The sequence below is a fragment of the Plantactinospora alkalitolerans genome, assembly GCF_015690345.1.
In the GTDB taxonomy this organism is placed as follows: domain Bacteria; phylum Actinomycetota; class Actinomycetes; order Mycobacteriales; family Micromonosporaceae; genus Plantactinospora; species Plantactinospora alkalitolerans.
Genome location: NZ_JADPUN010000028.1, coordinates 1 through 14,872 on the forward strand (window position 1 = coordinate 1; position 14,872 = coordinate 14,872).

A 14,872-nucleotide genomic window follows, 5' to 3' on the forward strand; every position below is an offset into this window, starting at 1 on the left:
GTGGTCGCCGACCGCGACCCGCCGGCGGACACCGCCGATCAGGGCGGCAAGCCCGGGGAGCCGGTCATCGCCGGCGAGAAGCCGACGAACGTGAAACTGCTCGACGAGGGAGCGGCGATCACCATCACCTGGACCGACCCGAGCGGCGGTACGGTGCCGTTCATCGTCGCCGGTGCCCGGGCCAACCAGGAGACCAAGGCGATGGGCACCCCCGGCGTGGGCGAGACCACGTACAAGGTCAACGCGTTGAATCCCCGGCTGGATTACTGCTTCACAGTGCTGGCGGTCTATTCCACGAACGAATACGCCCCCTCGGACCTGGTCTGTACTAACCGGGGCGGCGCGACGGCAACTCCGCGCTGATCACAATTCGACACCGATTGCAGTCCCGCTGACCTGCGACAACGACCTCGGAAGCGCAAGGTTATCCACAATTCGCAGCGCGTCCGTCCACAGCGACATGTTCCGGGTACCCGCGTACAAAGGGCTGGCCATATGATGGCACCCGGTTTCGGGGAGATTCGCTGACGACGGCGGTGGACACGACCGCCAACGCATGGGGAGGGCGGCCGGCTGTGGTCACCACAGACAACGGCTTCACAGGTAGTGACGGCATCGGCGGAGAGGGTTCCGCCGGCGTGGCGCCGGGCACGTCCCCGGCTCGTCGCCGGTCCCGCATTCGCGGTGGCGTGGTAACCATCGCGACGGTGGCGGCGCTGGCCGCCGCGATGGGTCTGACCGTTCTCGGGCTGGGCGCGGCGGACAACGCGGTGGCCAGCTACGACGCGAGTTCCTGGCTGTGGAGCATGGCCAAGAGCGAGATGGCCCGGGTCAACGGGGTCACCGGCAAGGTCGACACCCGGGTCCAGATACCGCAGGGTCGCAGCCACCAGATGCAGGTCGTCCAGACGGACCGCCTACTGATCCTGCGCGACCTGAACACCGGGCAGGTCAGCTCGCTCGACCTGGCGACGCTACAGATCATCGCGACCACCAGGACCACCGCCGGACTCGGCGTTAACGTGGCGCTGCACGAGGACTCGGCGTTCGTGGTCGACGCGGTGCAGGGCATCGTCCGGCAGCTCGACCCCCGCGCGCTCACCCCGGTCGGCGAGCAGATCAACTATCCGCCGGGCATCACCGGCGGCGCCTTCGACGGTAAGGGTCGACTCTGGATCGCGGTGCCCAGCGAGGGAACCGTCTCCGCCATCACCGCCGCCGACCTCACCGCCGGCAAGGCCGCCGCCGGTGGCGGCACGGGCGGCGGGGTCAGCCCGAAGCAGATCCGCAGCGAGGCCGTCGCCGACCCCAGCCACGACCTGACCATCTCCACCCTGGACGACGGCGTCGCGGTGCTCGACCGGACCACCAGCACGCTGACCACGCTGCGCGGCGACGAGAAGCCGTTGCCGGTCAAGCTCCCGCTCACCGGGCCCGGCGCGCTGCCGGAGCGCACCACCGGTCCGCAGGTGCCGGTTACCGTGCTCGACGACCGGAACGTCGTGGTGTCCGAGAAGGGCACGGTCGGGCGGCAGTTCAAGGTGCCCGGTGCGGGGACCCGGCTCAGCCCGGCCGTCTCCTGGGCCGGCCGGTTCTACTGCGCGGACGAGGACACCGGGACGGTCTACTCGTTCGACCTCGACGGCACATTGATCGAGAAGATCGAGATCAAGGGTGCCAACGGCCCACTGGAGTTGGAGGTCCGGGAGAACCACCTGTTCATCAACGCCCCGAACTCCGCCACCGCCCGCGTGATCGACGACAAGCACCACGTCCAGGAGGTCGACAAGTACGCGGACAACATCCTCGGCGGCGACCCGCCGCCGGACCCGCCGGCCCCACCGCCGCCGCCGAAGCCACGGATCAGCAAGCCGGGCGCACCGAAGTCGGTGACCGCCTCGGCCGGAAACGCCCAGGCACGGGTGAGCTGGCGCGCGGCCGCACCCAACGGCTCGGCGATCACCCGGTACGTGGTGCAGGGCGCCGGCCGGACCTTCGAGGTGGGCGCGAACCAGCGCTCGCTGGAGGTGACCGGCCTGACCAACGGCGAGACCTACCGGTTCGCGGTGAACGCCGTGAACGGCAAGGGCGCCGGTCCGGCCCGGAACAGCAACCCGGTCGTACCGACCTCCGAGGTGCCCGACCCGCCGGCCAGCATCACCGCGCAGGAACGACCGGACGGCACGGTGCTGGTCAAGTGGGCGGCGGCCAACGGTCAGGGTTACAAAATCAGCAAGTACGCGGTGACCGCGATCTCGGCCGGCGCGAACGCCCCGGCCGGCGAGTCGACCAAGACCGAACTGGTGATCCCCGCCGGAGAGCTCGAATACGGCAACCAGTACGCCTTCACCGTGGTCTCGATCAACGAGAAGGGTGCCGGCTCGGCCGCGTCGCCGGTCAGCAACAGCGTGGTGCCGTTCACCACCCCGGGGGCACCGGTCAACCTGAAGGCGCAGACGGTCGGCGGGTCCCGGGGCACCATCTCGATGAGCTGGAACCCGCCCGCCGACAACGGCCGACCGATCACGAAGTACCTGGTCGACGCGGGTGGCAAGCAGAGCGAGGTGACCGACACCCAGGCCACGGTCCGGGACCTGCCCGACGGCAAGGCCGTCACCGTCCGGGTCCAGGCCGTCAACGAGGCCGGTCCCGGCACCGCCGCCACCGACACGGCGAGCACGGTGGCGCCGCCCCAGGTGACGGTCACCGGAACCGCGTCGGACGCCACCTCGGTCACGGTCAACTTCACGGTGGACCAAGGCGGCGGAACGGCGGAGTGTTCGGTCACCCCGAATGGCCGGGCGAAGGTCAACGGAGGCTGTTCCAGCATCCGGGTCACCGGGCTGACCCCGGGGACGACGTACGACCTCACGGTGAGCGCGACCAACGCGGCCGGCACCGACACGGCCCCCGCCAGCCGGGCGACCCAGGCCCTCTACGGCATCGCCACCTGCCGCAACGGCCAGAACGGTGACACCGCGACGTACTGTGACGAGGACCGGCCCGGCCGCAACGGCAACGAGATCTTCTCGGTCACCCGGCAGGACAACAGCCGACAGGTCGGCTGGGTGCCGAACGGTCGCCGGTTGAAGGCGTTCTGCAAGAAGTCGGGTGAGGACGTCGACGCGTACATCTACAACAGCAACAAGCAGAGCACCTGGTGGGTCCGGGTGGAGTACGAGGGTCAGAACTACATCCCGTGGGCCTGGCTGAACCTCGAAGGGGGCGACGACATCAACGTCCTGCCGACCTGCTGATCGCACCACCGCGCAAGGAGCACCACAGCCGTGAACAACCCCGAGCCGCTTACCCCGCACCATGTGCAGGGCTTCGCCAACCTGGCCGCCCGGATCGCCGACAACATCAACTCGGTGGTGCTGGGTAAGCCGCACGTGGTCCGGTTGGCGCTGACCGCGCTGTTCGCCCAGGGGCACGTCCTGTTGGAGGACGTGCCCGGGGTCGGCAAGACCACCCTGGCCCGGGCGGTCGCGGCCACCGTGCACGGACAGTGGCGGCGGATCCAGTTCACCCCGGACCTGCTGCCGTCCGACGTCTCCGGGGTGACCATCTTCAACCAGGCGACCCGGGCCTTCGAGTTCCATCCCGGGCCGGTGTTCGCCAACATCGTCATCGCGGACGAGATCAACCGGGCCTCGCCGAAGACCCAGTCGTCGCTGCTGGAGGTGATGGAGGAACGGAACGTCACCGTCGACGGGGTGCGGCACCCCGTACCCCGGCCGTTCCTGGTGGTCGCCACCCAGAACCCGGTCGAGATGGACGGGACGTACCGGCTTCCCGAGGCGCAGCTCGACCGGTTCCTGGTGAAACTCTCCATCGGCTATCCCGACGAGGTGGTCGAGATCGAGGTGCTGCGCGGCGCCACCGTCCGGTCTCCGGAGGCGCTGGAGGCGGTCACCGACACCGCCACCGTCGGCGAGATGGTCCGGATGGCCCAGCGGGTGCACATCGCCGACCCGCTCTACGCGTACGCGGTGCGCCTGGCGGCGGCCACCCGCAACCATCCGCAGGTCCGGGTCGGGGTCAGCCCCCGGGGCGTGATCGCGCTGACCCGGGCGGCGTGCGCGTACGCCCTGATCGACGGGCGCGGCTGGATCATGCCGGAGGATCTCAAGATCCTGGCCGAGCCGGTCTTCGCACACCGGATCCTGCTCTCCCCCGACGCCCAGGTACGCGGCGTCACCGCGGCCGAGGTGCTGCACGAGGCGGTGGCGTCGGTGCCGGTGCCACTCCCCTCGGGGCAGCTCGCCTCCGCGGGCACCTGACCCCGGCACCATGACGATCACCGCACGCGGCATCGGTCTGCTCGCCGGTGCCGCCCTGCTCCTGGCCGCCGGGTTCCGCTTCGGCTACCCGGAACTCGCCCTGCTCGGCGCCACCGCCGCGATCGCGGTGGCCTGCGCCGCCGGCAACGCCCTCTGGCGGCCCCGGCTCGACGTGTCCCGGGTGGCCGATCCGGACAGGGTGGGCCGGGGTGAGCCGGCCACCATGACCCTCACGGTGCGGAACAGCGCCCGGCTGCGGTCGGCGAACCTGATCGCCGAGGACCGCTGCGGCAGCCGTCCGGTTCCGGTACCCCTGCTCCGGCTGCGCCCCGGTCGGGACACGACGGTCAGCTATCCGGTGCCCACCCACCGACGCGGGGTGATCGCCGTCGGCCCGCTCCGGGTCACCGGGCGGGACGCCCTCGGACTCATCACCGTCGCCCGGTCCCACGGCAGGACCGCACAGGTCTGGGTACATCCCCGGATCCACCTGCTGTCCGCCGTACCCGCCGGGGCGTCCCGGAGCCTGGAGGGCCGGCACGACAAGGTGCCGCAGGGCTCGATCACCTTCGACTCGCTCCGGGAGTACGTCGTCGGCGACGAACTGCGCCGGGTGCACTGGCGGAGCAGCGCAAAGGTCGGCGAGCTGATGGTCCGCGAGCAGGTGGACACCAGCCTGCCCCGGATCGTCGTACTGCTGGACAACCGGGCGGGTGCCCATCCGGACCGGACCGACGGGATCGCCGAGACGTTCGAGTCGGCGTGCGAGGCGGCGGCCTCGGTGGTCGCCGCGGCCCGCCGCGAGGATCTGCCGGTGACACTGCTGCTGGTCGCCGACGACGACGGAAGCGGGGAGTTCCTCGACCGGCTCGCCGCCGCCGACCTGGTGTCCGGGCCACGGGGCGACGACCGCGACCCGTTGCGTACCGCGACTCTCCGGTTGCGGCAGGAACGGCTCGGCGACACCCTGGTCTTCCTCACCGGGCCGGGCGCCCGCGCCGACCTGGGCTACGTGGGTGCGTTGCGGCCGGCGTACCCGTCGGTGGTCGCCGGAGTTTTCGCGGCCGGCGGACAGACCCCGGGCGCCGTGTCCGGCCTGGTCGTGATCGACGCGGCGGACGGCGCGGAGTTCGCCGCCGAGTGGGACGGGGTCCGGCGGTGGTGAGGTCGCTGCGGGCGCTGCCGGTGCCGCTGGCTCTGATCGCGATGATCGGGCTCGCGGGCGCGGTGCTCGGCCGGGTGTACGCCGATTCGCTGCTCACCCAGCTCGTGCTCGGCGCGGCGGTCGGCTCCGTCGGGGTCAGCCTGGCCGCCCGGCGGCTGCCGTCCTGGCTGGTCGCGCCGCTCTCGGTCGGCGCGCTGCTCGGCTACACCGCGTTCGCGCTGTGGTTCACCGCGCAGCGGGCCGACCTGCCGGGCGCGCTCGGCACGGTGGCGGTGGACGCGGCCCGCAACGGCATCCCCCGGCTGCTGACCGCGCTGATTCCGGTCGAACCGATGCCGGACACCGTGATCGTGCCGCTGGTCGCCGCCTGGCTGGCCGGGCTCGCCGGTGCCGAGGTCGGGATCCGGGCCAGCCGGGTGCTGCTCGGCCTGGTCGCCCCCGCCGTCCTGTACGCCGGGGCGCTCTACGTGGTGGGACCGAACGCCGAACCGACCGTCTGGTCGACGTTGGCGTTCGCCACGGCGGGAGCGGTGGCGCTCGCCGCGGGCGGGCGGCCGAGCCAGCCGCCCCCGGGTCCGTCCGACCCCGGTTCCGAGCTTCCTCCGGCGGTCCGGGCCACCATGCGGCTCCGGGTGCTCGCCAGCACCGCCGCCGGGCTGGCCGTGGTCGTCGGGCTCGCCGTGCTGCTGGCGCCGCTGGTGGCCCGCCAGGTCGGCGCCACTCCGGTCGACCCGCGCCGATACGTGCAACCACCGCAGGTCGACAGCCTCGACGAGAATCCGCTCATCCGGATCTCCGGTTGGGCGTTGAGCCCGGACCAGAAGCTGCTCGACGTGACCACCTCCGGCGGAACGGTGCCGGCCGGTCCGGCCGGCGGAGCCCCGGGCGGCGGTGCCGAGCCGACCCCGGCCGACGGCGAGGCGCCGGTCGAGCCGGACCCGGTGGAGGAGTTGGAGCAGCCGGCCGGGGTACGGATCCGGCTCGCCGTGCTGAACGACTACGACGGGGTGACCTGGCGGGTCGGCGCCACGTACCGCAACGCGGGGCGGGTTCTGCCGGCGGTGGAGTCGGTACCCGACCTCCGGACGGAACGGATCCAACAGCAGATCACCATCGACGGCCTGACCGGGCGGCTGCTGCCCGCCGTGCCGACCCCGCGCGAGGTGACCGGCGCCCGGGTGGCGTACGACCAGAGCAGCGGCACGATGATCCGGCCCGAGGGGCTGAAGTCCGGGCTGGCCTACTCGGTCACGTCGGTACGCGAGTATCCCGACTACGACCTCCTGCCGGCGGCGAACGTGCCGTCCGGCGACGCCGTCGCCCGGTTCCTCCGGGTCGAGGCGGGCGCCCCCGAGCAACTTACCCGGCTCGCCACCCAACTCGCCGAGGACAACGGCGCCCCGTACGGCCGGGCCGCGGCGATCGAGACCTTCCTCGCCGAGCACTACCGGGTGGTCCCCGACGCGCCGAGTGGGCACGCCTATCCGAACCTCAACTTCTTCCTCTTCGGCCCGAGCAACGGTGGCGGGCAACGCGGCACCTCGGAGCAGTTCGCCGCCTCGTTCGCCGTACTGGCCCGGATGATGGGCCTGCCCAGCCGGGTGGTGGTCGGCTTCCAGTCATCCACCGGCAGCGGGCCGGTACGCGCCGCGGACGCGCTCGCCTGGCCCGAGGTGCTCTTCGACGGGCTCGGCTGGGTGCCGTTCAATCCGCTGCCGAAGCCGAACACCAAGCCCCGGCCGGTCGAAGAGGATTTCAAGCCGGAGCCGGAGGACCCGACACCACCCCCGGACGAGGCCAGCGAGACCGCCGAACCCACCCCGAGCGGTACGCCCGGCCCGGCGGCGGCCCCGGACCGGCGCGGCGGCCTGGGCACACCGGTGCTGGTCGGCGGCGGTACCGGCGGTCTGCTACTGCTGCTGACCGGGCTGGCGGTGGTGGTCGTCGGCCTGCGGAGAGCCCAACGACGCCGCCGGCTCGCCGAGGGATCTCCGGCGCAACGGATCTACGGTGCCTGGCGTGAGGTGACCGACGCGTTGCGCCTGGCCGGCCGCCCGGTGCCGAACCATCTGGCGGCGACCGAGGTCGCGGAGCACGCCCGGTCCAGCATCCAGGGCGCGGCCGCCCCCTCGACTCCGACCGGCCCCGGGGACGACGTTCCGGCCCCGGCCGACCCGACGGCGACGACCCACCCGGCGACGCTGCGCCGAGCCGTTCCGCCGATCGACGACCTGGCCGTACTGGTGAACCTGGCCGCGTTCGCGCCGGGCCACGCCACCGACGACCAGGCCCGTCAGGCTGCCGAGCTGGCACTGACGTACGCGGGCGAGCTGCGCGCGGACCGGCCGTGGTGGCGGCGGGCGCTCTGGTCCCTGCATCCCGGCCCGCTGCGCTGGCGGAGTTGAGCGACTCGGCTCAGGTGGCCGCCACGGTCGCCGGGCCGAGCTGGGCGATGGTCGTGGCCAGCGCCGCCGCTCCGCCGGCCGCCAGTTCCGGAGTGGGTAGCAGGGCGAGCACCGGAATGTCGACTCCGGCCGACGCGTAGCGCTGGATCTGGGCCCGGCAGTCCTCCGGCGAGCCGTGCACCACCAGGGCGTCGACCAGGGCGTCCGGGAGCAGCTCGCCGGCTCCACGACGGTCGCCGGCCGCCCAGGCTCGCCACATGGGACCGAGCACCGGTTCCCGGCCGAGCCAGCGGTGGAACTCGGCGTACGCCGGCACGGTCAGGTAGGTGGTGATCAGCCGGCGGCCCAGCGCGCGGGCGTGCTGGACGTCTTCGGTCGGGCAGACGAAGATCCGGGCAGCGACCTCGAAGCCGGCCCGAAGCTCACCCAGCTCGGCGAGCACCCGTGGCACGTCCTCGACCGCCAGCCAGTTGAGGATCGTGCCGTCGGCCTCGGCGCCGGCGAGCCGCAGCATCCGGGGTCGCAACGCGGCCAGCAGGATCGGCGGCGGTGCGACCGGCGGCCGCTCCAACCGGAACCGCCGTACGGTGAAGGTGTCGTAGACCTCGTCGACCAGTTCGCCCCGGAGCGCCGCGCGCAGGAAGCGCAGCATGTCCCGGGTCCGGCGGTACGGCTCCACGAACCGGGTGGCGTTCCAGTCCTGGACCAGCACCGGTGACGACGCCCCGATGCCGAGCGAGAAGCGGCCCGGGGCCGCTTCGGCCAGGGCTGCGGCGCTCATCGCCAGCAGGCCGGGTCCTCGGGTGTAGACCGGCGCGACCGCGGTGCCCAGCCGCACGTCCGGCTGCCACGCCGCGGCGAGCGCCAGCGGTGTGAAGGCGTCGCTGCCGGCCACCTCGGAAGACCACAGGTCGGTGAACCCGGCGCCCACGAGTGCGGCGTAGATCGCGGCGTGCCCGGCGAGCGGGACGCCACTCAACGGCACGGTCATTCCCCAGCGTGTGGTCATCGGTCGATGGTGCCTGGTCGGTCGCCGGCCGGGCAAGATTCCGCGCCGCTGTCCTCCCGGGAGTAGGTCCGATCTTGGTAGCCTCGGCCCCGTGACCTTCTCCATAGTCGCGCGGTCCGATGACGGCAGGATGCACGGCGTCGCGGTGGCCAGCAAGTTTCTCGGGGTCGGCGCCATGGTGCCCGCCGCCGAGGCCGAGGTGGGCGCGCTGGCCACCCAGGCGTACGCCAATCTGGCCTTCCGGCCGCAGGGACTCGCCTTCCTCCGTACGGGCCTGGCCCCGGCCGACGTCGTGGCCGGGTTGGTCGCCGCGGACTCGGGCCGGATGCAGCGGCAGCTCGGGGTGGTCGGCGTCGAGGGCGAGGGGGCCAGTTACACCGGGTCGGGCTGCACCGACTGGGCCGGCGGACAGACCGGCACCGGTTGGGCGATCCAGGGCAACATCCTGACCGGTCCCGAGGTGCTGGACGAGATGCGCGACGCGTGGCTCGCGCTCTCCGACCGGCGTTTCGCGGAACGACTCCTGGGGGCGCTGGACGCCGGCGACCGGGCCGGCGGTGACCGCCGGGGTCGGCAGAGCGCGGCGCTCCTGGTGGTCGCCCGGGGCGGCGGGTACGGCGGCAGCGACGTCGTGCTGGACCTGCGGGTGGACGACCATCCCGCTCCGGTGACGGAGTTGGCCCGGCTGCTGGACGTGCACACCATGCTCTTCGGGCGACCAGATCCGCAGACGCTGCTCGACCTGACCGGTGACCTCGCCGACGAGGTGGCGGCGCTGCTCGGCGCGCTGGGCCATCCCGACGACGGCTCCGGGCTGGACGACCGGGTCGCCGCCTGGGCCGGGGTGGAGAACCTGGAGGAGCGTCTGGTGCCCGCCCGGATCGACCCGGTCGTGCTGGCCCACCTGCGCGCCCAGTCCTGACCGGGCGACCGGGGCACCGGCCGGCTCAGCCGGTCCGGCGTCGGGCTGCGTCGACGGTGTGCCGGGGTACCACCCGATGCATGGTGAGCAGTACCAGAGCGGTGACCAGCGCGGCGGTTCCGGCGATGCCCGCCGCACTGCCGCCGTACGCGACCAGGAGTTGGCGGCGGTCGAACTCCGGCATGGGCGTCGTGCGGGAGCCGTCGGTCCAGCCGATGGCGATCGCGGCGGCCAGTAGCAGTACCAGGCCGCCGATGGCCAGCACGCTGAACACCCGCCGGTTCCCGTCGGCGGGTTCGACCTCCATGTCGTCGCCCTGCCGCAGCAGCAGTACGAAGCTGGCCGCGGTCGCCCAGGCACCGACGATCAGCAGGGCCGTCACGGAGTCGCTGGGCCGGTGCCAGCCGGCCGACAGGGTGGCGACGCCGGCCGCCGCGGCGTAGCCGGCGCCGACCAGGGCACCCCAGCCCCGGACCCGGGGCGGCAGCACCATGACCAGCGCGATCGCTACCGAGGCCGCCACCGTGGTGTGTCCACTGGGCAGGCTGTTGCCGGCCGTCTCCCGCTCCGGGTCGACGCCGAAGTCCGGCCGCTCGATGAAGTACTTGAGTGCCTGGCTGGTCACGTTCGCGCCCACGATGAGCCCCACGGTCACCACCGCCAGCAGCAGCCGTCGGCGGATCAGCGCGATGAACCCGATGACGGCGGTGGCGGCGACCAACGACAGCAGGGAGACCGCGTCGAGCACACCGCCGACCATGCCCTCGATCCGCTGCCGCCCGATCGAGTTGCCGTTCAGGGCGATCGTGTCGAGTAGTTGGCCCTGCTCGGTGCCGACGGCGAACCGCCAGACCACGACGACCGTCAGGATCTGCGCCCCGGTCAGCACGACCAGCCAGGCGCCTGTCAGGATGCTGCTCCGCCCTCGCACGCGGCACACCGTAACGGACCCGCCGGGCGTGCCCGGCACCGCACCACCCGGTTGCCACGCGCTGAACGAAAGAAGCGTTCGCGGCCGGTCGTCGGCGGACCGGGAAGTGGGAACGGTTCGGAGACAGGAAGAAGCAGGAGGGGCCGCCACGGGGGAAGCGGCCCCTCCTGCTGTCCGCCAGGTTACTCCGTTCCCGGGCGGACAGCACGACAGGCTGACTGAAAACTCAGCATCCGGGGGACGGCGGAGGTCGGACGCCCGGTTCGACCGGGCCCGCGGCAAGCCGGACGGGCGGCACCAGAGGTGCCGCCCGTCCGCAGGTCGGTGCTGCTCGTCTGGCGCGTACTGCCTCCAGGAGGGAGTGGCGGGCCGGCCGGATCGCTGCGTTGGCCAATCCGGCCGGACCCGCCACGTTTGGCCTGACCGTGGGAATCAGGCCCGTATGGGAACCGGGATCAGCCGATCAGCCGGTCATAGTCGTGCAGCGCCATCGCCACGTCGATCTGCGCCCAGAAGCGGTGGTAGTTGAACGTCGGCACCGCGCCGCCGTTCAGGTACGACTCCACCTTGGGCCAGTCCGGGTCGTCCTCGAGGAACGTACGGATGCTCAGGAACGTGGAGTTGGAGTTGATCGGGTCGCCGTTCGGCATCGTGCCGGTGAAGCCGGACGGGATGTACAGACCCTGGTTGGTGCTGGAGTTGTACGGGTCGTCCATCCGGTTGTAGTCCGCCTTCGTCTCCGTCACCGAGACGCCCAGGTCGTCCTTGTGCTGCAGGACGGCGTCGAGCAGCGCCTTGGCCGTGGTCTTGGCGCCGGCGTGGTCGGCCTTCGCACCGTAGTAGATCAGCGTCCGGGCGAACGCGCCCGCGACACCGACGTCCGTGGTGTGGTCGACGACCGAGACCCGCAGGTTGCTGTTGTTCACCGAGGTGGTGCCGGAGGTCCAGTTCCCACCCGGCTGACCGGTCCAGCTCAGCGTGGACGGGATCTGGTACGTCGAGCCGCTCACCGTGGTGTTGGCCAGCGCCCAGTTGACCCACTTGTCCAGCACCGCCTTGGCCCGGGCGTCACCACTCTCGTGGTAGTACTCCGCCACCCGCTCCATGCTCCACGCCTGGAAGCCGAACCACTGGTTCGACGGCGGGTCGTGGTAGACCGGCTTGACGTCGTACACCATGCCGTAGAAGGTCGGCACGCCCGACGGGCGGGCGCTGTAGTCGCCGTTCCAGCTGTTCGTCGCGCCACCGGCGATCGCACCGTCGGCCGACTGCAGCCAGGTGTAGAAGTCGATCTGCCGGGTCAGGCTGGTCGCCCAGTCGGTCTTCGCGGTCGGCGACCGCGGGATCAGCTCGGAGACCGTGGACAGCGCCCAGGCCGCGAACGGGTTCTGGTAACCGCCGTGGTTGTGGCTGGAGCCGATCCGCCAGGACCAGCTGCTGCTGCCACCCTGCGAGCCGCCCCAGGCGTAGTACCAGGACAGCAGGTAGGCCGCGCTGTTCTTGCCGGTGCCGACCGCGCAGGACGGCGAGGCGCACCCGGGCTGCTTGAAGTACTTGTCGTACATCGCGTAGCGCAGGTAGTCGCCCATCTTGGCGGCGTTCTGGATGGTGGCGCTGATCTGGCTCTGGTTGCCCTGCTCCTTGGCCCACTTCAACGCCCAGTACGCGGCCTGGATGGCACGCGCGTCGGCGTCGGGAGCGTTGGTGTAGCGCCACTGCTGGGCGTACGAGGAGTCGCCGATGAACAGCGGCAGGTACCCGTTCGGGCCGCCGTCGGCGAACGTCTCGCAGGAGGGGTGCGGAACGGTCTCGAAGACCGACTCCTGCGGGCCGCGCTGGTAGGTGTTGATGTACGCCGGCTTGGTGGTGCCGTCGCCGCACTTGCCGAAGCCGTACACGTTGTCGACGTCGAGCAGCCAGTGCATGCCGTACACCCGGCCACTGTTGTACGTGGACTGGAGTTCGGCGGCCAGCGGGTCCTGACCGACCTTGACGTTCGCGTCGAGCTTGCCACCCTGCTGCGGGTAGAGGCTCGGCAGGTTCGCCTCGGGCGCGTAGTCCGCCGGGTCGCTGGCGTTGTAGCCCGACTGCGTCTCGGACGGGATGATGTACCGGTCCATGATCTGCCAGGCGGTGTTGAACGGGCCCCACTGTCCGGTGGTCCGGCCGTACATCGCCTCGAGGAAGAGCCAGTAGCTGAATGCCTCACTGGTGGTCTCGTGACCGTGGTCCGGGGCCTCGACCAGCAGCGTCTCGACGGAGTGGTACGGCACGCCCTCGGGGCTGAAGTAGCCGTTCGCCGGAGCCTTGATCTTGTTGTACAGCTCCAGGAACTCCTCGCCGTACTCCCCGCTCGGGTCGCCGCCCTCGTCGTCGGTCACGGTGACCGCGGTGCTCCCGGGGGTACGCCCGCTGGCGCTTCCGGTGATCGTCGCCGAGTCGTTGGTGGAGTCGGCGTCCTGCGCGGCGCTGACCGTCGCGCTGACGCCGGTGTTCCAGTTCGACGACGTGAGGGTGACGCTGGTGGGGCTGACGGTCACGTCGGCGTCGCCGGTCTTGGCCAGCGAGACGGTGACGTTGCTGGTCGGCGCGGCGCTGAGCCGGACGTTCAGCGGGGAACTGCTGCCCTCGGCAACCGTCAGGGTGGCGGGGAGGACCACGCTCGCCTGGCTGGTTCCGCTGACGGTGAAGGACACCTCGTCGATGCCGCTGAGCCCGGCGCTGTCGTACGCGCGGGCCTGGGCGGTGTAGGTGCCGGCCGGCAGGGCGCTGTTGGTGTAGCTGTACGGCGATTCGGTGTCGGTGCCGACCAGCATGCCGTTGCGGTAGAACTCGACCCGCTGGACCGGGCCCTCCGCGTCGCTCGCGGTGGCCGAGACGGTGACGTTGGCCGGCGCGGTGAACGTCGCGCCGTTGGCCGGTGCGGTGATGTCCACGGTGGGCACGGTGTTCTGAGCGTCGTTGCAGGAGACGCCGTTGACCGTGAAGGCGGTCGGGCTGGCGTTGGTCCCCGAGTAGGAGCCGTTGAACCCGATGCTGGTGGAACCACCGGTGCCGATGTTGCCGTTGTACGACATGTTCGTGGCCGTCACGTTGGCGCCGGACTGGGTCCAGTTGGCCGACCAGCCCTGGGTGACGCGCTGGTTGCCCGGGAAGGTGAATCCCAGTCGCCAGCTGGTCATCGGGTCGCCCACGTTCCGGATGGTGATGGAGGCGGTGAATCCGGTGCCCCAACTGTTGGAGGCGTAGGTGACGTCGCAGGCGGGCGCGGCATAGGCGGTACCGGGGACGACGGCGACACCCCCGACCACAAGTACGCCGGCGGCGGCCATCGCCACCCGGCGTCTTCCTAAGCTCAACTTCATGTCGTGACTTCTCCTCGCGGACCGGGCCGCGGTGGTGCCGCGGCTGTGGCGCCTCCTGCGCATGGAGCGAAGCGGTGCGCGTGGGTGGGTAGGCGCCAGGATGGTGGTGGTCAACCCGTCCCGGACCGGGGTCGGCGGACGCCGGAGGAGACGCCGGACGTGGCGGCTCCGATCGGTGCAGAGGGGGCGCCGTACCGAAATTTCGGATGCCCTCGGCGGCCCGCGATCGCGTCAGCTGTGGCTCCCTACCGCGATGCTCGACAGTGTGGCATGGGAGCGCTCCCGCAGCAAGTGGAGCCCGCACCGGTCCACTACAGACGGTCGGAGAACCGCCACTGACCTGCAGTGAAGTCGATCGAGGTAAGCACAACGGAGTTTCATCGACGTTGGCCTGATGTTTCGATCTTATTTTGGGTCTTTCACAAAAGCGTGACGCGGACTACAGTCCAAATCAACGTCGATGGGAGCGCTTCCATCGATGATGGTGTAAGTAGCTTTGGATCGCACCAGCAGCTACGGAGACTGTGAACATCCGGTCCGCCGGATTGATCCAGCCTCTTGGCGAGCTACGGGAAGTATGCCGTAGCTCGCCGACCGCTCAGCCACAAGGCTGACGGCGGGCCAGCCCGGACTCCGCCGTCGGTCATCTCACCACCGTCGAGAGGAGGTGGAACCAGAGCCACTCGCGTGGCCCGGCTCCCGCGCGGCACGCACGACATGGACGCCAATTCCGCTCGTGCGTGCTTGTAACTCACGGTGGGGACGGGGGTTGCCCTCCCCGTCCCCACACAC

9 protein-coding genes are annotated in these 14,872 nt (G+C 71.3%); 6 read left to right on the forward strand and 3 right to left on the reverse strand.

Annotated elements, in window-relative coordinates:
- The 5 genes from I0C86_RS00670 to I0C86_RS00690 form a co-directional block, all read left to right on the forward strand.
- Positions 1 to 363: fibronectin type III domain-containing protein (locus I0C86_RS00670; protein WP_196199182.1), on the forward strand; the 363-nt coding region annotated here is incomplete at its 5' end.
- 251 nt (positions 364 to 614) lie between these two features.
- Positions 615 to 3,257: a fibronectin type III domain-containing protein gene (locus I0C86_RS00675; protein ID WP_407676247.1), complete on the forward strand. Its 2,643-nt coding sequence runs from the start codon at positions 615 to 617 to the stop codon at positions 3,255 to 3,257.
- 30 nt (positions 3,258 to 3,287) lie between these two features.
- Positions 3,288 to 4,283, forward strand: a complete 996-nt coding sequence (locus I0C86_RS00680; protein WP_196199183.1) for an AAA family ATPase — start codon at positions 3,288 to 3,290, stop codon at positions 4,281 to 4,283.
- A 10-nt stretch (positions 4,284 to 4,293) separates the two neighbouring features.
- Positions 4,294 to 5,448: a DUF58 domain-containing protein gene (locus tag I0C86_RS00685; RefSeq protein ID WP_196199184.1), complete on the forward strand. Its 1,155-nt coding sequence runs from the start codon at positions 4,294 to 4,296 to the stop codon at positions 5,446 to 5,448.
- Between the two features lie 41 nt (positions 5,449 to 5,489).
- Positions 5,490 to 7,853, forward strand: coding sequence for a DUF3488 and transglutaminase-like domain-containing protein (locus I0C86_RS00690; RefSeq protein ID WP_196199188.1), 2,364 nt, complete (start codon positions 5,490 to 5,492; stop codon positions 7,851 to 7,853).
- A gap of 10 nt (positions 7,854 to 7,863) precedes the next feature.
- Here I0C86_RS00690 and I0C86_RS00695 read toward each other — a convergent pair whose 3' ends face one another.
- The gene (locus tag I0C86_RS00695) at positions 7,864 to 8,844 is read right to left on the reverse strand and encodes an LLM class F420-dependent oxidoreductase (RefSeq protein WP_196199189.1); all 981 of its coding nucleotides are present in this window, start codon (positions 8,842 to 8,844) and stop codon (positions 7,864 to 7,866) included.
- 109 nt (positions 8,845 to 8,953) lie between these two features.
- On the opposite strand from I0C86_RS00695, the gene I0C86_RS00700 reads away from it, so the two are divergent.
- On the forward strand, positions 8,954 to 9,784 hold the full coding sequence (locus tag I0C86_RS00700) for a DUF1028 domain-containing protein (protein ID WP_196199185.1): 831 nt from the start codon (positions 8,954 to 8,956) through the stop codon (positions 9,782 to 9,784).
- Positions 9,785 to 9,809: 25 nt separating this feature from the next.
- Here the strand turns inward: I0C86_RS00700 and I0C86_RS00705 are convergent, their stop codons facing one another.
- Positions 9,810 to 10,715 (reverse strand): phosphatase PAP2 family protein, encoded by a 906-nt coding sequence (locus tag I0C86_RS00705; protein WP_323373393.1) that lies wholly within the window; start codon positions 10,713 to 10,715, stop codon positions 9,810 to 9,812.
- A 455-nt stretch (positions 10,716 to 11,170) separates the two neighbouring features.
- Positions 11,171 to 14,074 (reverse strand): glycoside hydrolase family 48 protein, encoded by a 2,904-nt coding sequence (locus tag I0C86_RS00710; RefSeq protein WP_407676248.1) that lies wholly within the window; start codon positions 14,072 to 14,074, stop codon positions 11,171 to 11,173.
- Positions 14,075 to 14,872: the final 798 nt, after the last annotated feature.